Source organism: Acinetobacter sp. ANC 4648, from assembly GCF_002135345.1.
Taxonomy (GTDB): domain Bacteria; phylum Pseudomonadota; class Gammaproteobacteria; order Pseudomonadales; family Moraxellaceae; genus Acinetobacter.
Map to the genome: position 1 here is coordinate 479,630 of NZ_NEGI01000002.1, position 18,327 is coordinate 497,956.

At 36.5% G+C, this 18,327-nt stretch carries 23 protein-coding genes; 3 read left to right on the top strand and 20 right to left on the bottom strand.

Going from position 1 to position 18,327, the window contains the following annotated elements; all coding sequences use genetic code 11:
* Nucleotide 1 precedes the first annotated feature (1 nt).
* The 18 genes from B9T27_RS05320 to acnD form a co-directional block, all read right to left on the bottom strand.
* Complete coding sequence (locus B9T27_RS05320) at nt 2–1,171, bottom strand: low temperature requirement protein A (protein WP_086205795.1); 1,170 nt, start codon at nt 1,169–1,171, stop codon at nt 2–4.
* Between the two features lie 143 nt (nt 1,172–1,314).
* Complete coding sequence (locus B9T27_RS05325) at nt 1,315–1,779, bottom strand: YybH family protein (RefSeq protein WP_086205796.1); 465 nt, start codon at nt 1,777–1,779, stop codon at nt 1,315–1,317.
* 118 nt (nt 1,780–1,897) lie between these two features.
* Nucleotides 1,898–2,521, bottom strand: a complete 624-nt coding sequence (locus B9T27_RS05330; RefSeq protein ID WP_086205797.1) for a DUF2939 domain-containing protein — start codon at nt 2,519–2,521, stop codon at nt 1,898–1,900.
* 148 nt (nt 2,522–2,669) lie between these two features.
* Nucleotides 2,670–3,011, bottom strand: a complete 342-nt coding sequence (locus B9T27_RS05335; protein ID WP_086205798.1) for a YegP family protein — start codon at nt 3,009–3,011, stop codon at nt 2,670–2,672.
* 212 nt (nt 3,012–3,223) lie between these two features.
* Nucleotides 3,224–3,565 carry a zinc ribbon domain-containing protein YjdM gene (locus tag B9T27_RS05340; protein ID WP_086205799.1) on the bottom strand — a complete coding sequence of 114 codons (342 nt, stop codon included), beginning with the start codon at nt 3,563–3,565 and terminating at the stop codon, nt 3,224–3,226.
* Nucleotides 3,566–4,089: 524 nt separating this feature from the next.
* On the bottom strand, nt 4,090–4,431 hold the full coding sequence (locus tag B9T27_RS05345; RefSeq protein ID WP_086205800.1) for a DUF2004 domain-containing protein: 342 nt from the start codon (nt 4,429–4,431) through the stop codon (nt 4,090–4,092).
* Nucleotides 4,432–4,528: 97 nt separating this feature from the next.
* Nucleotides 4,529–4,975, bottom strand: coding sequence for an SRPBCC family protein (locus B9T27_RS05350; RefSeq protein ID WP_086205801.1), 447 nt, complete (start codon nt 4,973–4,975; stop codon nt 4,529–4,531).
* Nucleotides 4,976–5,128: 153 nt separating this feature from the next.
* On the bottom strand, nt 5,129–5,500 hold the full coding sequence (locus B9T27_RS05355) for a ribonuclease E inhibitor RraB (RefSeq protein WP_086205802.1): 372 nt from the start codon (nt 5,498–5,500) through the stop codon (nt 5,129–5,131).
* Nucleotides 5,501–5,599: 99 nt separating this feature from the next.
* A complete protein-coding gene (locus tag B9T27_RS05360) occupies nt 5,600–5,887 on the bottom strand; it encodes a hypothetical protein (protein ID WP_086205803.1) in 288 nt (95 codons plus the stop codon).
* A gap of 79 nt (nt 5,888–5,966) precedes the next feature.
* Nucleotides 5,967–6,632, bottom strand: coding sequence for an RluA family pseudouridine synthase (locus tag B9T27_RS05365; protein ID WP_086205804.1), 666 nt, complete (start codon nt 6,630–6,632; stop codon nt 5,967–5,969).
* A gap of 130 nt (nt 6,633–6,762) precedes the next feature.
* Nucleotides 6,763–7,464, bottom strand: a complete 702-nt coding sequence (locus tag B9T27_RS05370; RefSeq protein ID WP_086205805.1) for a DUF1003 domain-containing protein — start codon at nt 7,462–7,464, stop codon at nt 6,763–6,765.
* A gap of 55 nt (nt 7,465–7,519) precedes the next feature.
* Nucleotides 7,520–7,768, bottom strand: a complete 249-nt coding sequence (locus tag B9T27_RS05375) for a DUF6868 family protein (protein WP_086205806.1) — start codon at nt 7,766–7,768, stop codon at nt 7,520–7,522.
* 491 nt (nt 7,769–8,259) lie between these two features.
* Complete coding sequence (locus tag B9T27_RS05380) at nt 8,260–8,706, bottom strand: hypothetical protein (RefSeq protein WP_086205807.1); 447 nt, start codon at nt 8,704–8,706, stop codon at nt 8,260–8,262.
* A gap of 394 nt (nt 8,707–9,100) precedes the next feature.
* On the bottom strand, nt 9,101–9,811 hold the full coding sequence (locus tag B9T27_RS05385) for a hypothetical protein (RefSeq protein ID WP_416224388.1): 711 nt from the start codon (nt 9,809–9,811) through the stop codon (nt 9,101–9,103).
* A gap of 134 nt (nt 9,812–9,945) precedes the next feature.
* On the bottom strand, nt 9,946–10,524 hold the full coding sequence (locus tag B9T27_RS05390) for a DUF4126 domain-containing protein (protein ID WP_086205809.1): 579 nt from the start codon (nt 10,522–10,524) through the stop codon (nt 9,946–9,948).
* A gap of 138 nt (nt 10,525–10,662) precedes the next feature.
* Nucleotides 10,663–10,797 carry a zinc ribbon-containing protein gene (locus B9T27_RS14945; RefSeq protein WP_086205810.1) on the bottom strand — a complete coding sequence of 45 codons (135 nt, stop codon included), beginning with the start codon at nt 10,795–10,797 and terminating at the stop codon, nt 10,663–10,665.
* Between the two features lie 124 nt (nt 10,798–10,921).
* The gene (locus tag B9T27_RS05400; RefSeq protein ID WP_086205811.1) at nt 10,922–11,314 is read right to left on the bottom strand and encodes a hypothetical protein; all 393 of its coding nucleotides are present in this window, start codon (nt 11,312–11,314) and stop codon (nt 10,922–10,924) included.
* Between the two features lie 125 nt (nt 11,315–11,439).
* Nucleotides 11,440–14,046, bottom strand: coding sequence for a Fe/S-dependent 2-methylisocitrate dehydratase AcnD (gene acnD, locus B9T27_RS05405; RefSeq protein WP_086205812.1), 2,607 nt, complete (start codon nt 14,044–14,046; stop codon nt 11,440–11,442).
* A gap of 236 nt (nt 14,047–14,282) precedes the next feature.
* Between acnD and B9T27_RS05410 the strand changes: the two genes are divergently transcribed.
* Complete coding sequence (locus B9T27_RS05410; RefSeq protein WP_086205813.1) at nt 14,283–15,005, top strand: YgfZ/GcvT domain-containing protein; 723 nt, start codon at nt 14,283–14,285, stop codon at nt 15,003–15,005.
* 50 nt (nt 15,006–15,055) lie between these two features.
* On the opposite strand, the gene B9T27_RS05415 is transcribed toward B9T27_RS05410, so the two are convergent.
* Nucleotides 15,056–15,301, bottom strand: coding sequence for a hypothetical protein (locus B9T27_RS05415; protein ID WP_086205814.1), 246 nt, complete (start codon nt 15,299–15,301; stop codon nt 15,056–15,058).
* Nucleotides 15,302–15,524: 223 nt separating this feature from the next.
* On the opposite strand from B9T27_RS05415, the gene B9T27_RS05420 reads away from it, so the two are divergent.
* Together B9T27_RS05420 and B9T27_RS05425 are read left to right on the top strand one after the other, a co-directional pair.
* On the top strand, nt 15,525–16,232 hold the full coding sequence (locus tag B9T27_RS05420; RefSeq protein WP_086205815.1) for a DsbC family protein: 708 nt from the start codon (nt 15,525–15,527) through the stop codon (nt 16,230–16,232).
* Nucleotides 16,233–16,470: 238 nt separating this feature from the next.
* Nucleotides 16,471–17,268 (top strand): tetratricopeptide repeat protein, encoded by a 798-nt coding sequence (locus B9T27_RS05425; RefSeq protein WP_086205816.1) that lies wholly within the window; start codon nt 16,471–16,473, stop codon nt 17,266–17,268.
* A 54-nt stretch (nt 17,269–17,322) separates the two neighbouring features.
* Here the strand turns inward: B9T27_RS05425 and B9T27_RS05430 are convergent, their stop codons facing one another.
* On the bottom strand, nt 17,323–18,246 hold the full coding sequence (locus B9T27_RS05430; RefSeq protein ID WP_086205817.1) for an AEC family transporter: 924 nt from the start codon (nt 18,244–18,246) through the stop codon (nt 17,323–17,325).
* Nucleotides 18,247–18,327: the final 81 nt, after the last annotated feature.

Genomic DNA, 18,327 nt, shown 5'->3' on the forward strand with positions numbered 1-18,327 from the left:
ATTAACGTGCTAAATAGCATTTTGAAAAAATCAACCGCAATGCATATACCAATGCCATGGCACAAACGCTATAACCAATATCCACTGCAAACATTGGAATACATAACACAATAATGGTGGTCAGTGGATACAACCATTTTTTAATACCATGTAAATGATGTGCTTCATGCAAGATCCATAATGCAGTGGTATAAATAACCAATGGTATTGCCACTAAATAGCCTGCAAGTTGATCCGAGATTTCAGCATGTCCCACAGTAACATCAACTGAAGCAGCAAGACTGGCACCAATCGCCGCGATACTAATAAAGATAAAAAAATGCCCATATCCCCAAGTAAAAGCCCGCTTACGACTATTTAAACGTTCTGCCACTTCATGATCAAAATAGGCCCACCACATGGTAAACATGATGGCTAATCCACCCACCATCAGAAATAATAACTCAATACTGAAAAGTTGGTTTTGTAGTGCATCCGCAATCGCAGCATAGCTCCCAACAATAGACTCACCCAATACAATAATCGTGAGTAAGGCATAACGTTCCGCAATATGATGGGGATGCCATGGTGTCATCTGATGCGACTCAGCCCATACAGGAACAATTAATTCAGCTACAACCAATAAAACAAACAGATAAACCGAAAAATTAATTGGTGTAAAATGCATGAGTAGCCAAGCCATCTGCACAACAATGATTCCAAATGTATAGCGTAATGCGGTTGTTCTCCGCTCAGGATCATTCTTTGCGACGCGTAACCACTGTGTAACTAAGCCAAGTCGCATAATTACATAGCCAATAATAATCACATCAAAATCATGCTTATGAAAAACGGCTGGAATTCCTGCGGCAATGACCAAGGATCCAATAATTTGCACAAAGGTCATGATCCGGTAAAACGCATCATCATTATCATAAGCGGAGGCGAACCAAGTAAAATTCATCCATGCCCACCACAGTGCAAAGAACACCATCAGATAATTACTTAGACCCGCAGCAATGTGATTTTCGATCATACTATGATGAAATTGCTGTCCTGCCGTTGCAATTGCGACGACAAAAATCAAATCAAAAAGCAATTCTAAGGATGTAGCAACTCTGTGAGATTCGTGAGGATTTCGAGGAGATAATGGTTTGAGCCACTCATGTGGAGCGAAAAAGGGATTGGGCATGATGAAGATATTCTTTATTTTATTAAATGGATTTTTTCAAAAATAAGACCAATAAACAAGTCATCTCGAATGTTTTTTGAATATGCGCCTTTCTTTTCTGCAATAAAAAAGCCTTGTAACAACAAGACTTTTTTATTGTACCTTTAAACAACTAATCTAAGTTTTGGTTTGACTTTTAACATAACCGCTTTACCCGTCATCATGTTAATTGGCATGGAAATATGTTGATGTACCACACGCCATTGCCCATCTTTTTTTTGCAGACATAAGGTTGTTCTACACCAAGGCATCTGTAATTTAGCTTTTAGTGCGGTATTTTCGACTTTAGAGTAACAATGTAAAATAGCTAAATCTTCTGATGTATAGAGCTTAATATCTCGTCGTGTAATATGCATATCATCGTTAAAGTAAGGGCTAAGCTTATCCCATTCTGTTTTATATGCTTCTACACCTTCAAGCTGAGAGCTGACATCAAATAGACTGACATCGTTGGCACATTGATCCACTAAATCTTCTATATGTTTACCAACTACAGCTTGATCCCATAGCTCAATTTGATGCAGTACCTCTTGAGCAACTTCAGTATTCCCATCAATCTGAATAGACATGATATGAACCTTCATTTATTTTTATGTGATGAATTTATCACTTTATTGTATTAATGTTAATTAAATTGCATCGCATTTCTGTTACAAAATATTTATTCTTATAAGAAGTTAAAATAAATCAGAAATTCAGAAGTACCTCGCTCAAGTCAATTTTGACCAATTTCCAATGCATGCCATATCTTCGAAAGATAAAGCGAGTTTTTTTTGCATCGACCGTGGGTACAACGACTTCAAAAGTGCTTAAAGAAACATAATGAGCCTGATATTGCGCTGGTGTGGTCTCTGCTTGCGCATGCAAAGATTCGGGACTGAGCACATCAGAATGAATAATTTGCTGCGGATTTTTTTGCTGAAAAATGAGATTATACGCCCATTGATATCGATCCAGTTTAGGCAGTTCAATCGATTCTTTCAGCTGCTTTCCTTGCATCAACAACGCAATACTTTGTGGGGTAACCGCAGTATCAACAATCTGTTCAGAGAGTTGGCTCGTCAATCGAGTCGCATAAATTGCCAAAGGATGATCAATATGCTCTATGCCAATTTTTTGCCTGAATAATGTATCCACTTGCGGTTTTAAACTGGCTCTGACACTTGGAAAATCAATATATTTTGATATTTCGCTAGCTTGGTTGTGTTTTATCGCTTGGTTAATTTGATAAAGCATCCAATAAGGTGAAGCAAAGAACATCACCAAACAGACCACTACACCGATGCTGATTCCTATTTTAACTTTATGCATACACTCTCCAGTATCATTAGTTCGATCGTAGCTTAAGCTTGGCTCCTTATTTAAATAGGCTGTTTTATAACAGTTTTATTTTTCAATAAAAATATGATGCTGAATATAAAAAAGCATGTTTTCACATGCTTCTGAATAAATCTTTAGATTACGATTCTAGGCTTAAATCTTTGATTTTATCTGTAGGCCCATTTATTTTCACCGACTCAATACCATGATCGCGTGCAGCCTCACTTGAATAGAGTTGACTCGTTCCAATAATTTGATGATTGAGTGCTTTTAAATTAAAATATGGCTTACCGTTTTTTGCTTCTAAACGCTCATAGTGTGCATCGTCTGGGCTATTTTTTTGAACCGACTCAATACCATTGTGAGCTGAGGCTTTGGCTTTATACAACTCGCTGGTCAGAATGACTTCACCATTACCAGCTTTTAAAACGAAACGATATTGCCCATCTTTTGCTTTACTAATTTCATAAGTGCCTGACATTTTCAAACCTCTCGTTATTGTCCATTCTTGTTGATATACAGCGTTGTTGTGAATAAAAATTATGCTTCAATTATAAAATATAAATGACTTTACCCACTTTAAAAAGCTTATTTTTTAATTCTTTTGTATATGTAATTTTTAAGAATATTTACATTGTAAAACTTGTCCTTAACCCAAACATTAGATTCAGGACAAGTGCTAAAATTTAATTACTAAGCTTTTTTTACAAATTCTGACTTGAGTTTCATTGGGCCAAAACCATCTACTTTACAATCAATATCATGACCATCATTCGCGTCTGGCAATAAGCGAATATTTTTCGCTTTTGTGCCCACTTTCACCACAGATGAAGAGCCTTTAATTTTCAAATCTTTAATCACTGTCACCGTATCGCCATCGCTTAGGATATTACCATTAGAGTCTTTAATTATTATGGTGTCTTCAGCCTTAATTTCACTTTCTTTCCATTCATGCGAGCATTCTGGGCAAATCAGTAAATCACCATCGGTATAAGTATATTCAGAGTTGCATTTGGGGCAATTGGGTAAAGACATAAAAACCTCAAAAATAAGGAAAACAAAAAATTAACTATAACATTTTTATCTTTTTTTCATAAAGTTAAATACCTTATTTTCTATAAGGGTTTTAACTTTATAGTTAAATATGTTTGATTGAACAATCAATTATGGCCTTAAATATCATCTGCTTCCAACGGCTGTTTAAGTACAACTACATAATTATGCACTTCATGCTTAGCTACAGTAATTAAGGTAATATCTCCTGCTTAGCAAGAAGCTTCTGCAGCTCTTAAATCTGGCTTGTATGTGTTGCTAACTATCATTTGAGAGTCGTGTTGAAAATCATCCCGCCACGTATCAACACCTTCATAGTAGCACTTGCGTAGTGCATTGATTGGATGGCATGACCTCCCTTGCCCAGAGGGCTATTTGGACATCCTCTTTTTTAATATCTCATAGCCAAAGCCGATCAACCAAAATACATTGAGCATCCGTTTCAGATGCTGTGGTATAAATACGTTTCATATAAATATTCATAGATTATCTATTTTTTGTATCTATTAGCTTTCCATTAAGATTCCGACGAATGTCTCATGACGATCCAACTCAACACACAAAACATATTGCGTCACATCTTCTGGCAGAGTGAAATCTATCCGATAATTTTCATCCTCTTCCGGCATCCAATCCACATAAGGACTCACTTCCAAAATATTTAAAACCTGTACAGGTTGAGGTATTGCTGTACCTAAATTGTTCACCCAATAATCTGGCTCAAGCTCTTCCAGATGATGTTCTACATATAAGTGCACTTGATTTTCATCAGCATCCTGCTGATATGCAGATAATATTGCTGTTCGAGCTTTCTGCTCTAATTTTTGAATTTGTTCAGTATTTATCATCTAGCACGATGCTCCTTTTTATGATCTTTGGTTATATAGCATCCGAGCCAATCCCCCCACAAATTCAATCGACTCGAACAAAACATATTTTTATATTTTATTGATCTGGAATGCTTGGATTAACCAATAGAGCCAACAACTGTAAAGATTCTTGCCAGCCTAAATAACAAGCTTCAATGGGAATTACATCAGGCAAACCAGATTGGATAATATTGACTTCTGTCCCCATCAAAACCGCTTTAAGCTCAATGCTCATTTCAACTTGACCAATCAAATTTGGATCATCAAATTGGTCAGTATAACGAATGCGTTGATTGGGAATCAGTTCAATATAGGTTCCTCCAAAAGCATGAGTTGAGCCCGTAGAAAAATTAGTGAATGACATTTTATAGCTACCACCTACATGGGCATTTAAGTGATCTACTTTGGCAGTAAAGCCGTGTGGAGCCATCCATTTTACCAATGCATCAGGGTCTAAAAAAGCGCGATACACACGTTCAGGCGGTGCACTAAATATACGATGTAATCTTATGGTATTGGTCATTTTTATTTGCCAGCAGAGTTATTGTTTTTTGATATTCTAGTGTACGACGGTCTTCATTTATTTTTGTATTTGTTTGTATGCTCAATTTTTATTGTGATCAAAAAAAGCATACCTTTTGGCATGCTTTTTTAGTTTCAATTGAGGAGAGATTAATTACTCTTCTTCAATCTCTTCATCATCATAAACATAAGCCATACAACCCCAACCGTCGTATTCACCGCCGTGTTGTTTTGCAATGGTCGTGAACCACTCTTCTAAATCTACGATATCTGAATACTCAGGTTCCATATAGATATAGACAGTGATGATCCATTCATTAATATCTGATTCTTCATCTTCAAACAGACTAATTTTTTGCTCTTCTTTCAAAAGATAAAGTGCACATTTTTCTGCAAGTTCTTCACTTTGGAATGCAATTGAAAATTCAATTTCATGTGCTTCGGTTAAATCATCACCATCTTCAGCCATTTGCCAAAGTACGTTACCGTTGTCATCGTCTGGGAATTGTTCAAAATTACGTGTCATGGGAGATCCTTATTATCTTTCTTTTGCTTTATACCATAGATGGTAGCTTAGCTCAGTTTTGTTTCAGTTTGAAGGTCAAGTCAGTAAACTTGCATCGCATTAAAAGTATTCGACTTTCACTTTAGATAACTCATGTAAAGCGCGTTGCCCATCCTGACTGGTTAAATTCAGTAAGTGACCATTATCTTGGCTTAATAACGCATAAGCTTCATCTAAAGTATCAACAAATACTTTGGTGACTGCCTTATCGGTTGGATTTTCTGAATCCGCTACTTTTTTTATATTTAATACAAATTTTTCCAACGAATTTCTTTTTGCTTCAAAGATTTTATCTTTGGCTTTCCCTTTGGTGCCTACAGCATATAAACGTTTAATTAGTAAACTCATTTCATTATTCCGCAGCAATAAATGCTTTTTTCAATCAAGATACTGCGTATATTAACCTAGCCAACGCGGTTAAGTTGGCTTAAAAAGGTACATTTCCCTTTATCTCGACATCCATTCTACTCAGCGGCTGTTTAAATGCTAAATAACTGGCATGTAAAGCCATGCGCTTTAAGGGCGTTTTTTGATACTCAGGATGATAATATTTATCGCCCGTAATCGGATGGCCAATATATTGCATATGCACACGTAGCTGATGCGAACGACCTGTAATAGGGGTCAATAAGACCCGTGTAATATCATCCACTTCATGATATGAAAGTGCTTGATACAACGTTTTAGCAGACTTACCCAGTTCAAAATGTACTATCTGACGAGGACGATTTTCCCAATCCGTGAGAAGTGGAACATCCACACTGCCCTCAAGCTCTAATTTCCCTTGCACTAATGCAATATAATGTTTCTTTACCGTCCGCGCTTGGAACATTTTACTCATCGCGACTTCTGCATCACGATGTTTTGCAAACATCAGAAGACCTGAAGTCGCCATATCTAAACGATGCGTAATTTTAGCATTGGGATATTGTTCTAGAACCCGAAAATAAGCACTATCATGATGCTCAGGCAAACGCCCTGGAACAGACAACAAACCGGCGGGCTTTTCAATCACCACTAAATCATTATCCTCATAGACAATAAACAGCGGTTCCAGTGGTGGCATATAAATAAAGTTGTCACGAGCAGACATAAAATTTAAAATTATAGCGAGACATTCAGCGCAAAATAACAATGTAACTCTACCGTGTCAACAACATGAAATTTTGCATACTTTGAGCGGTCACTCTGCGAAATCAAACTATTCATTTGACCTCTCAAATTTAGTGCTTCTTCGTCATTTCGGAGAGCAAGTCAATTTGGATTTCTTGTATCTGTGCGAGCCGATCCCACTGATTTGATAACAGATGATCTAATTTTTCATGTAAATGCCGAATTTCAAGTTCCGCTTTTAAATTAATTTGATAGTCATTCTGAGAACGTAATCGATCTTTGGCTTCTTGTCGATTTTGACTCATCATAATCACAGGGGCTTGAATGGCTGCGATACAGGACAAAATTAAATTTAAAAGAATAAACGGATAAGGATCAGCGGGATGTGTAACCATTACCACGGTATTCACCACAATCCAAATCACCAAAAAAATAGCAAAACAAATCAAAAATGACCAACTCCCTCCAAATGATGCAATTTTATCTGCCAAGCGCTCGCCAAAAGACCACTTCTGCTCAACTTCAACATCAATATCTTTGGTAATCAGGTCATGATGCCGTAAGCTCTCCAAAACTTCACAGTCTAAGTTGCTTAGCTCACCTTTTTCAGACTTTAATAATGAATGGACATATTGAATTCGGTATTTACTCAAGTCTGTTTGGCAAATATAGCTCATCGATGACCATTCTGGGAAATCTTGTAAAATTTCTTGAGCAATCACTTCACGGATCGTGCCGCCTACAATAAGTTTTTTTCTAGGAAATTTCTTTTTACATACTATACAAATATGACTTTCGTATTTGCCATCCATAAGTGCTCTCTTTACGCGAATTATGATATTAACTTTTTTATTCAGTAATTCGTATTTAAGTTTTTTGAATCAACACAATCGCAATAAATGGCACTAAATTCAACAGTAAAATAGCAATTTTATACATGGCCATACCTGAATAATGAATAGTATCAAAAGTCTGATCCGATAGATTGAACCATTGGCTATGCAATTTTTTTAGAAAGTTACGTGCGTAGATAAAAATAAAAAACCATAGAAATAGAATCATATAGTTCATCATCAGTGAATAAATTAAAAACTGGCTAAGCATTGGATAATTCATATTTTTGTCTTCTTTTTTAAATTTTATTTATTTTAGTCTTATTTTTTATTCTGTTAAAAATTTTTTAGGGTGTGAGGGAAAACGTGTGTGGTTTACTTCAACAACCATGACTTTGTAAGTCATAACCTTATGCCTATAAACTTGTGATCTATAGCGTCCTAAGCCGAATCGAGACCTTTTGGGTGAGTACACACTAACGTTATACGTTTCGGTGCATGCTACTCTTTTCGATCCCTTTCACACCCTTGAGATATACTTTAATCAAAGAGGCTCGGAATTATTTCCCTAAGAAATACTGATTTTTATATTTTTTAGGAAAATTTTTCGCTAAATGTTTGAATGAGAGAATTTTTTACTATATCAGCTAAATTTATGATTTTTTATTGCGAAAAATAGCGATTTATTGGAAATTTTATTTACCATTCTTTTAAAGTTAAAAAAGGCAAGATCCTTGCCTATTGTGATAATTTTCTGATGACATTTAATTAAAATCAAGATTTGATTGGTTTTTTTAAACTATTTTTATAATATTCCTCTAAAACCTCAATTTGCCCGTCTAAGAAATCAATCAGATATGTTCTGACTGTCGTTAAACTCAGTTGTCTAAACGTAATATAGTCTTTCGTTTTACGCGTAATTAATCCAAATAAATCCTTCTGTTGAACAATAATTTGTATATCACTATCAATTTTAAATTCGAGTTGACTGGTTTTTGAATACCCATTTAAGGTTAAACGTAAAGACTGCTTACTGATTTGATTTGTCACGGTAAAACTAGCACTGGCTCCATCCATTTGTAACTGTCGGACTTGTTGCTGTCGCCAATTAATCCCATCAAATTTGATTAAGGCATCAATACCATTCATTTTCCCAAATTGTTCTGCGTCATTTTCATTTAAATGATGTGGATAACGCACATCTAGATTGAATTTTTTCATTATTTTTCTAACTCATCCCCATAAAACAACTTAGTATTTTATCAGTACTGCAATGCTTTATCATTTTGTTTTTCAATCTGTAAATGATAGGTCGTTACTTAAAAACTGTCGCTTTTAGGATTTAAATCACATTTTAAATGTAGAAAATAAAATACAGGTTTAATGTTAAAAATTGAGTTTTCATACTTTTTAAAATTTAAGGGTAATCAAACAATTTTTCACTTCATTTAAATCTGAAGAAATTTCTGTATTTTAAATAAATATCGCCGTTTTTTATGGAGCAGATTCAATCATGATCAGAATTTTTTAAACATATTTTTTGATCATTTCAACGTTATCTAACATTCAGTCAATAGCCATCAAAGTTTAAAATATTCTCAAAGTGTATAAGTCATTAATGTCCCGAGAAATCGAGTTCATCAAACCTTTTAATTTTAGATAAATAAATAGGAACTAGATGAACTTTACGCCATGTTTCCTTAAATTTTGGATCACCTTCAGGGTCTTCATTTAAATTCTTTCGAATGACTTTTTGACCTGTTAAAAAATTAATACTGGTTTCACTTTCAACATATGGCCCATGATTACTAGAATCATCATAACCAATTAAACGTAAGTCATTATCCTGTGTCCTAAAACTATAATTCCAATACCCATAGCGGCCATGCCCATAATGAACATTGAGCAAGCCTTTTTCGATAGACACCCATAATTCAGGTGCAAAATACACACCACCGTCTTCATTTTCTGAGGAAAAACAACTAAGGTTACTAATAATTTGTTTATATTTTCCTTTTTCAGCAAGCAATACGATCATGCCACGACGATTTCGATCAAGCTTTCCTCGATATTCATCATTCACCCATTGCTTCAGATCTGTGCCTTTTACTATTAAAACCAAATCCTTGGCGCCATCTTTATTTAGATCACCTTCAATGGCCTCAAACAGCATATATTTTGCAGGAATATAGGCTTTATATTTGATCTGATCTTTTTGTAGTTTGACTGCTTCGGCTGTCGGTTTTTTGACTTCAGCAAAAGTAGTTTGTGAAGTTGTAAAGATTGCTGAGAGCATTAAAAATACGGTGACTCGTTTAAGCTTCATCATTTTTTATTGGAACTCTCAAAAGTGAATGTCGATAATTTACGAGCAAAACTTATATTTTGTCTAAAAACAGTATATCAAGCATAGTCGTACTAAAGCTTTTAAAATCATGGTTTTTTATATCGAATTTATAATCACACTACGGGTTTTTTAATATTTTCTTGTTTCTTATGTCTGATCCAACGCACTATCCAAACAATCATAATCAAAACGACTATCACCACCAGTACAGGCACAATCAACGAGAAAATAGACAGTAAAAATGCCCCGATCCATTCTCCTGTGGACACCACAGGATTGGCAATACCACCCGTTGTTGCAGTCGATAAGCCACGTGCTGCCACAGTACTCATTTGTATAGTCCCTGCTGTGCCACCACCGACAATAATCGCGGCTGCCCAACTGGCAAACTGTGACATTTCTCCACTACTAGCGGCCATTGTCGCCAGTGTTCCTGCAACCATTGCTGCAGGTGTTGCAACTGCATCCAGTGCATTGTCTACCCACGGAATATAATAAACCCCTATCTCACACAGTGTTGCGACTGCCAAGCCGAAACAGACCGTTGGCATGGCTAACCACTCAAAACCGTTCATTGGTTCAAACCAACCCATAAGTGCAGCTACACTCATCACCAATAATGGTACAAAAACACGGAAACCACAGGCAGCACTTAATCCTACGCCGATACATAAACCTAAGATTGTTTCCATAATGATCTCCAAACTTATTTATTGTGATTGGCTGTTATTATTTTATCTTGAATAATAAATTAACAAAAAGCCCCATCTAGTGATAGGGCTTTTTGTTTAAACAGAATCGTCTGTTTTATATATTTTACTTAAGCAATTTTATTTTTTAAACTCAGTTCCAGTACATTTTAGACAAGGCGGTAGGCGATCTGTATTAATTTCTAAAAATACGCGTTGTCCACAGTGAGTACAGAAATAAAAGCCTGTTCCGGGTTTCTCGCCAGCTGTAACCATGATTTTGTCTCTATCTTATCGATATTTTGAGGTAGTATATCTTGGATGTGATGATTATTGATTGTCCATTTCGACAAGTGATGGCGGCATAATTGCAAGATAAACTTTTAGAATAATACTAAAGCTATGAAATTTGAATTAATTCAATATCATCTACTTTTAAGTTAAACCAATCTTTAGGATGAGGATTACGAAATCCACTTGCTGTTTTAATATTGGTCATTTTTGCAATCACAACATCAAACAAGAATTCATTTAGACCTAAAAGTTGCCTTTTTTCATTATTAGCTTGATAGAATGCTAAGTATCCTTCCGTTTCAAGCCTATCTTTTTCCGTTGATACTAAAAGTTGCTTGGCAAGATAGTTTATCCAAGACTTGCTGCGACGAGCATACTTATTTTTTGAATCATCCATCATATCTGGTAAAAATTCATTTTTTTCACAATGTTCTTTTGCCTGTATAAAAGCTTGTTTTATTTCTACTAAAGTTGGTTTTTCATTTTTTCTACATTTCATAAAACATCAAGATATATAAATTCGATCCTAAATTACAATATCTTTCAATTTTTATTCTCAAATTAAAAACCCTACTTTACAGTAGAGTTTTTATTAAAAATATCAATAGCTTTTAGCTTAAAACATCAAGCCACTTGCCCTTCCAAAAAGTCCTGTGCAAAGCGTTGCAATACACCACCCGCTTCATACACATGCACTTCTTCTTCCGTATCCAAACGACAAGTCACAGCTACTTCTACAATTTCATCACGTCCATCTTCAGTGGCACGTTCAATTACTAAAGTCAGGTCAGAACGCGGTGCAATATTACCAATCACACTATATAACTCCGTACCATCCAACTTTAATGTTTTACGGTCCACGCCTTCTTTAAACTCAAGCGGTAACACGCCCATACCCACCAAGTTCGTGCGATGAATCCGTTCAAAACCTTCAGCTACAATGACTTCCACACCTGCAAGGCGCACACCTTTCGCAGCCCAATCACGGCTAGAACCCTGACCATAATCTTTCCCTGCAATAATGATCAATGGCTGCTTGCGGTTCATATAAGTTTCAATTGCTTCCCACATCCGCATCACTTCGCCCTCAGGCTCTACACGCGCTTTCGAACCTTGCTTTACCGTACCATCAGTACGACGAACCATTTCATTAAATAGTTTCGGGTTGGCGAAAGTCGCACGTTGCGTGGTTAAATGATCACCACGATGGGTTGCATACGAGTTAAAGTCTTCCTCAGGTACACCCATTTTCTTCAAATATTCACCAGAAGCACTGTCTAATACAATTGCATTCGAAGGTGACAAATGATCCGTGGTGATGTTATCGCCCAAAATTGCGAGTGGACGCATATTGGCTAAAGTACGTGGTGCAGCCAAAGCACCTTCCCAATATGGCGGACGGCGAATATAGGTACTTTGCGGACGCCAATTGTATAAAGGACTAGCCGCTTTTTCATGCACACCCAAATCAAACATTGGAATGTAAATTTTACGGAACTGTTCTGGTTTCACAGCGACTTTGACCAAAGCATCAATTTCTTCATCCGACGGCCAAATATCTTTTAAGTAAACTGGATTGCCATCTTTGTCATTGCCTAGCGAATCCTTTTCGATGTCAAAACGAATCGTACCTGCAATCGCATATGCTACCACTAACGGTGGTGAAGCCAAGAACGCTTGTTTCGCGTAAGGATGGATACGACCATCAAAGTTACGATTACCCGAAAGAACCGCAGTTGCGTATAAATCACGGTCAATAATTTCTTGCTGAATTTTAGGATCTAACGCACCTGACATACCGTTACAAGTGGTACATGCATACGCCACGATACCAAAACCTAGCTTTTCTAAATCATGTAATACCCCTGCTTCCTCAAGGTACAAAGCCGCTGCTTTAGAACCCGGTGCAAATGATGATTTCACCCAAGGTTTACGCTCTAAACCCAGCTCATTGGCCTTACGTGCAAGCAAGCCTGCTGCAACCGTATTACGTGGGTTTGAAGTATTGGTACATGAGGTAATTGCCGCAATAATCACTGCACCATCAGGCATTAAACCATCCGTACGATGTTCTACCACACCTGCAATGCCTTTCGCTTTTAGATCAGAGGTAGATACACGTGCATGCGGGTTTGATGGGCCTGCAATGTTGCGGGTAACAGTTGATAAATCAAAACGTAATACACGCGGATATTCAGCTTGTGCCATATCACTTGCCCAAAGACCAATTTCTTTGGCATAAGTTTCTACAAGTTTGATTTGATCTGCTTCACGGCCAGTCAATGTCAAATAATCAATGGTGTTTTGATCGATGTAGAACATCGCAGCCGTTGCACCATATTCAGGAGTCATGTTGGAAATCGTGGCACGATCACCAACTGACATGCTGTCTGCACCTTCACCAAAAAATTCTAAATATGCACCCACTACGCGCTCTTTACGCAAGAATTCAGTTAAAGCCAAAACGATGTCCGTTGCAGTAATCCCTGCTTGGCGCTGACCGACCAATTCCACACCAATAATGTCTGGTAGACGCATCCATGATGCACGACCCAACATCACATTCTCAGCTTCTAAACCGCCAACACCAATGGAAATCACACCCAATGCATCCGTATGTGGCGTATGTGAATCTGTACCTACACAGGTATCTGGATATGCAATACCACCACGATTTTGAATCACAGGTGACATTTTTTCTAAGTTAATTTGATGCATGATGCCGTTGCCCGCAGGAATCACATCAACATTTTCAAAAGCTGTTTTTGTCCATTCGATAAAGTGGAAACGGTCTTCATTACGACGGTCTTCAATTGCACGGTTTTTTTCAAAAGCGTCAGGGTCAGAACCACCAAACTCTACTGCTAAAGAATGGTCTACGATGAGTTGGGTTGGAACAACAGGATTCACTTTAGAGGGATCGCCTCCTTGCTCTGCAATTGCATCACGCAGACCTGCAAGGTCAACCAATGCTGTTTGCCCAAGAATGTCATGACACACCACACGTGCAGGATACCAAGGGAAATCGTGCTCTTGTTTACGATGAATCAGTTCTTTTAAAGATTGTTCTAAAATTGCAGGGTCGCAACGGCGAACCAATTGTTCTGCAAGTACTTTTGAGGTATATGGAAGTTTTGCATAAGCGCCTGGCTGAATATCTTCAATGGCTTGACGCACATCAAAATATTCGAGCTGGGTGTTTTGCAGTGCTTTACGGTAATTGTTATTCATTGGTTCGTGCCTCTTGCATCATTTATTAGTGCTGCCTAATGATTGGCATAGTACACTGCTGAAAAGCCTTTTCCCAAATCGCTTATATTTCATGAACTTAGATACAAAAATAAGGGTTTTAGAAACATTTAGTAACAATTTTTTTGAGTTATTTGCACTAATTATGATTTTTTTTGAAAAATAGTGGAGAATCGGGATAATTCTTTAGTATTAGATTGAAAATAAGTGAGTATCTTATGAGCGATTTAGCTTTCTCCTCATTCACTTTAATTGGTGTGGATGCACAAAAATTCTTACAAGGGCAAGTGACTTTAAATGCTGAGGCCTTGGCTGAGAATATCACTCGCTATACGGCAATCTGTAGTTTAAAAGGTCGGATTCAGTTTGGTTTATGGTTAAAAAAACTTAATCCTGAACATTTCGTGATTGTCACCACTGAAGACCAAGCGGAAGATTTTGCAAAGCATATTAAAAAATTTGGTGCATTTTCTAAAATGAAATTAGAACAGGATGCTCAGGTTTTCCCAACCATCAATGGTAATACAACAGATTTTGGTAGTACTGAAACCGATGTGAATGAATGGCAACTTCAAGCGATTGATGCAGGTCAGGCTTGGATTTCTGCAAGTACTGCGGAACTCTTCCAACCACAAGAATTACGTTTGCATCAGCGTGAAGGCGTACATTACGACAAGGGTTGTTATATCGGTCAAGAAATTATTGCCCGTCTTTGGTTTAAAGCAAAACCAAAAGCATGGTTACATTTGGTGCTTGGCGGTGGTGCTGTTCCTGCACCCGCAACACAATTGAACAATAGTGTACAAGTCGTGAATAGTATTGCTTTGGATGATACCTATAAGGCGTTGGTTGTGGCTAAACCTGCGGCACTTGAACAACTGAGTTTAACTATTTTAGATTTGCCTGCATATTTAAATGGTGATGTGGCTCGCCCACAATAAGCATTTTAAATCAAAAATTTAAAAGCCTCCGATTTTGGAGGCTTTTTATCTTAAAAATCGTGAAATAACTTGTTCATGTCTTTGACTACATATTGTTTAAAACTATAGTCGCGCGCATGTTTCGCATCTATTTTTGCTGTATGACCGTCTTTTTCAAAAATATAGATACGATCATCTTTACTCACCAAAAATTCACCACCTAATTTCATCAGTAAGGCATCTATCTTATCTTCATCAGCAATATTTTCATCAAGATCAATCTTGTCATACGCTCTTTTAATACCTTTGATGAACATGGCTCTACTCACTCAATTTTATGCAAAAGGGATTTAAACAAATCTAGGGAAGAAAACAAAGGCAATTTAGCTAAAATATCAAACTATCGCCATACAACATATGCAATTGAACAATATGACTAGATAGAATAATTAACTCGTCCTACAATTTTGTTACTCGATAAGTATATATTTTTAGAACCATTCTCTACAAAATAGCACTCATTATTCTTCGAGTTTAAGCATGAAAACTTACTTCACTGCCCTTTGCCTAAGTTTATTGGCTTTTACCGCTGCACATGCAGATATAAAAACCGTCGAGCAAAACCTAAAAAAGAATTTTCCAGAGATTGCTGTGAAATCAGTGAATAGCTCTCCAATCAAAGATATTTATGAAGTCTATATGGGGGGACGGATTGTTTATACCAATGATGATGCCAAGTATTTTTTTGTCGGAAATCTGATTGATCTAAAAGCTCAAAAAAATATTACCGAAGAGCGTGAACAAGTTTTAACGCAGATTGATGTAAAAAAACTCCCCCTCGATCAAGCGATTAAACAAGTTAAAGGTAATGGCGAACGCATTATCTATTTATTTAGTGACCCAGATTGCCCATATTGCCAAAAGTTAGAACATGAACTATTGCAAGTGGATAATGTCACCATCTATCTATTTTTATATCCAATTACTAGCTTACACCCAAATTCAGCCCAGATTTCTGAACAAATTTGGTGTGCAAAAGATCAATATCAAGCTTGGCAAGATTATCTGTTAAATAAAAAAGCCCCACAAAAAACCATGAGCTGTAACACACCTGTTAATAAAAACATTCAACTCGCGAAAACTTTAGCCATTGATGGTACACCGACTTTTTTCTTAAAAGATGGCCGTAAAATTTCGGGTGCACGCTCTGCTGCCGAAATTGAATTATTATTAAAAGCCGTTCAATAATGTTCTAGACTCCAAGCACATAAACTGCTTCGAGTCTTGTCATATTTTGAAGGATGATTTTATTAAGAACAGCTTCATTGCTAATTTTTTTAATAAAAATAGACATAATTACATCATCTTATACAATTCAGATGTTTACATTCAAAAAATTCAAATTATGATAAATCTCATCATAAGAACATATTCTCATTCTACATAAATGGAATTATGTTGAAGTTTAATAAGGTCATGACCCACTATGAAAAAAATTTTAGTTTCTGCGTTGCTTGCTCTTTCCTGTTCTAGCGTTTTCGCAGCAGATATCCCTCAAACTCAAACAGATCCTGCTTTTATTAAAGTTCAGGAACTGATTAAAGCTAAAAATTATACCGAAGCCTATCAAGAACTCGATAAAATGGGGAAGACAGGTAATGCACAGGCTTTATATAATTTAGGTTTCTTAACCCAAATGGGACAAGGTACAGCTAAAGATGATAAGAAAGCGCTCAAGTATTATCAAGAATCCGCGAGCAAAGGCTATCCAGTCGCAAATTATGTGTTAGCCCAAAGTTATGCCACAGGTTCATTGGGTTTAACCAAAGATGATAAAAAAGCGCGTGAGTATTTAGAAAAAGCCTCTGCTCAAGGTTTTTCTGATGCAACTGTAGAACTCGCAGTTTTATTATTTTCAGAAAACAAACCTGAATCTGATAAAAAAGGCTTACAAAAACTTGATCCTTTAATCAAAAAAGGAAATTTCCAAGCGATTCATGCTAAAGCTTTATATGATATTACCGCAGGCTTTAAAACAAAGAATGAAGCTTCGATTAAACAAGGTCTAGATGCAATTCAAAATTTAGCACAAAAAGGCTATATTCCGGCACTAATGGCCGTTGCCAATATGATGACCAATGGCAATATTGTGGAACAAAACTTACCTGAAGCTAAAAATATTTATACCGCTTTAGTAAAAGACAATGTTCCACGTGCCAAAGAATCTTTAGAGGTTGTGAATAAACTGATTGCTGAACAAGCCAAAGCACCTGCTAAAAAATAATAGACTAACCATCAAAATACTCTTTTCGAAGAGTATTTTTTTAACACTATTTATTTACCACCACAAAGTAATCAGTGTACTAATTACAGCAAAACCTAAAATAGTACTCAACATTAAGGGGGTCAACGCTTTTTCATTTAAACCATAGACTTGCCCTAAAATTCCAAAAATAGATGGCATTGGTAATGCTGCGATGAGAGTTCCAGCATAAATCATTTCTTGGCTGACATGGGTAAAGGTCGATAAACCAACGAAGACCAATAGCGGCATCACAACGTTTTTAGAGATCACTAAATAAATACTTTGAGCATTGATATAGCGAACCGACAAACCGACAACGCCACCACCAATCACAAATAATGCCAGTGGTGATGCTGTTTGTCCGATTAACGCCAAAACTTGATCAACTTGCTGAGGTAACTTAATTTGAAAAATTGCACAGCTCATCCCCAACATAACAGCCAAAAATAATGGATTTTTAAACAGTGTTTGCACTGTATTTTTTAATATGGCACGGTAATTGGATTGTTTTTGTAGGCCAAGTTCAGCTAGCACTAAGACGGTTGGTACAACCAAGACACTTTCAAGAATAACAATCAAAGAAATATAGATGGTTGCCTGATTGCCCATTAATAAGGTTAATACTGCTGTTCCTAGCAGGCCTGTATTCGACATTGCAGCACCCATCGAAAGCACTGAGGTCTCAGTCATCGTATTTTTAAATAGTTTTAAACCGAGATAAAAACTCAAAGCGAATAAAAAAATCGCAACACCAGCATAGACTAAAAAATATTCGGGATACCAAATTTCATGTAAGTCTTTTGAAGATAAGGCATGTAACAGCAGTGCGGGTAAAGCAATTTTAATAATAAATGCACTTAATGCTGTGATTTGTACTTTGTTAATAAGATCAACTTTGACACTGATATAACCCAAAAATAGTAAAATAAAAATAGGTACGATGACCGAAAATACCATTCTGAGTTCCCTTAAGAATAAATATAGATGAAGAGCAACATCCTAGAATGTATCTCTTCAAATTTTAAATACTTTAAATGA

Excerpts from the sequence above, each read along its gene's own strand:
- B9T27_RS05430 (WP_086205817.1), bottom strand. The coding sequence starts at position 18,246 with ATGGTATTTTCGGTCATCGTACCTATTTTTATTTTACTATTTTTGGGT.
- B9T27_RS05375 (WP_086205806.1), bottom strand. The coding sequence starts at position 7,768 with ATGAATTATCCAATGCTTAGCCAGTTTTTAATTTATTCACTGATGATG.
- B9T27_RS05370 (WP_086205805.1), bottom strand. The coding sequence starts at position 7,464 with ATGGATGGCAAATACGAAAGTCATATTTGTATAGTATGTAAAAAGAAA.
- B9T27_RS05365 (WP_086205804.1), bottom strand. The coding sequence starts at position 6,632 with ATGTCTGCTCGTGACAACTTTATTTATATGCCACCACTGGAACCGCTG.
- B9T27_RS05350 (WP_086205801.1), bottom strand. The coding sequence starts at position 4,975 with ATGACCAATACCATAAGATTACATCGTATATTTAGTGCACCGCCTGAA.
- B9T27_RS05340 (WP_086205799.1), bottom strand. The coding sequence starts at position 3,565 with ATGTCTTTACCCAATTGCCCCAAATGCAACTCTGAATATACTTATACC.
- B9T27_RS05335 (WP_086205798.1), bottom strand. The coding sequence starts at position 3,011 with ATGTCAGGCACTTATGAAATTAGTAAAGCAAAAGATGGGCAATATCGT.
- B9T27_RS05345 (WP_086205800.1), bottom strand. The coding sequence starts at position 4,431 with ATGATAAATACTGAACAAATTCAAAAATTAGAGCAGAAAGCTCGAACA.
- B9T27_RS05355 (WP_086205802.1), bottom strand. The coding sequence starts at position 5,500 with ATGACACGTAATTTTGAACAATTCCCAGACGATGACAACGGTAACGTA.
- B9T27_RS05360 (WP_086205803.1), bottom strand. The coding sequence starts at position 5,887 with ATGAGTTTACTAATTAAACGTTTATATGCTGTAGGCACCAAAGGGAAA.
- B9T27_RS05425 (WP_086205816.1), top strand. The coding sequence starts at position 16,471 with ATGAAAAAAATTTTAGTTTCTGCGTTGCTTGCTCTTTCCTGTTCTAGC.
- B9T27_RS05385 (WP_416224388.1), bottom strand. The coding sequence starts at position 9,811 with ATGAAGCTTAAACGAGTCACCGTATTTTTAATGCTCTCAGCAATCTTT.
- B9T27_RS05330 (WP_086205797.1), bottom strand. The coding sequence starts at position 2,521 with ATGCATAAAGTTAAAATAGGAATCAGCATCGGTGTAGTGGTCTGTTTG.
- B9T27_RS05325 (WP_086205796.1), bottom strand. The coding sequence starts at position 1,779 with ATGTCTATTCAGATTGATGGGAATACTGAAGTTGCTCAAGAGGTACTG.
- B9T27_RS05320 (WP_086205795.1), bottom strand. The coding sequence starts at position 1,171 with ATGCCCAATCCCTTTTTCGCTCCACATGAGTGGCTCAAACCATTATCT.
- B9T27_RS05380 (WP_086205807.1), bottom strand. The coding sequence starts at position 8,706 with ATGAAAAAATTCAATCTAGATGTGCGTTATCCACATCATTTAAATGAA.
- B9T27_RS05415 (WP_086205814.1), bottom strand. The coding sequence starts at position 15,301 with ATGTTCATCAAAGGTATTAAAAGAGCGTATGACAAGATTGATCTTGAT.
- B9T27_RS14945 (WP_086205810.1), bottom strand. The coding sequence starts at position 10,797 with ATGGTTACAGCTGGCGAGAAACCCGGAACAGGCTTTTATTTCTGTACT.
- B9T27_RS05400 (WP_086205811.1), bottom strand. The coding sequence starts at position 11,314 with ATGAAATGTAGAAAAAATGAAAAACCAACTTTAGTAGAAATAAAACAA.
- B9T27_RS05420 (WP_086205815.1), top strand. The coding sequence starts at position 15,525 with ATGAAAACTTACTTCACTGCCCTTTGCCTAAGTTTATTGGCTTTTACC.
- acnD (WP_086205812.1), bottom strand. The coding sequence starts at position 14,046 with ATGAATAACAATTACCGTAAAGCACTGCAAAACACCCAGCTCGAATAT.
- B9T27_RS05410 (WP_086205813.1), top strand. The coding sequence starts at position 14,283 with ATGAGCGATTTAGCTTTCTCCTCATTCACTTTAATTGGTGTGGATGCA.
- B9T27_RS05390 (WP_086205809.1), bottom strand. The coding sequence starts at position 10,524 with ATGGAAACAATCTTAGGTTTATGTATCGGCGTAGGATTAAGTGCTGCC.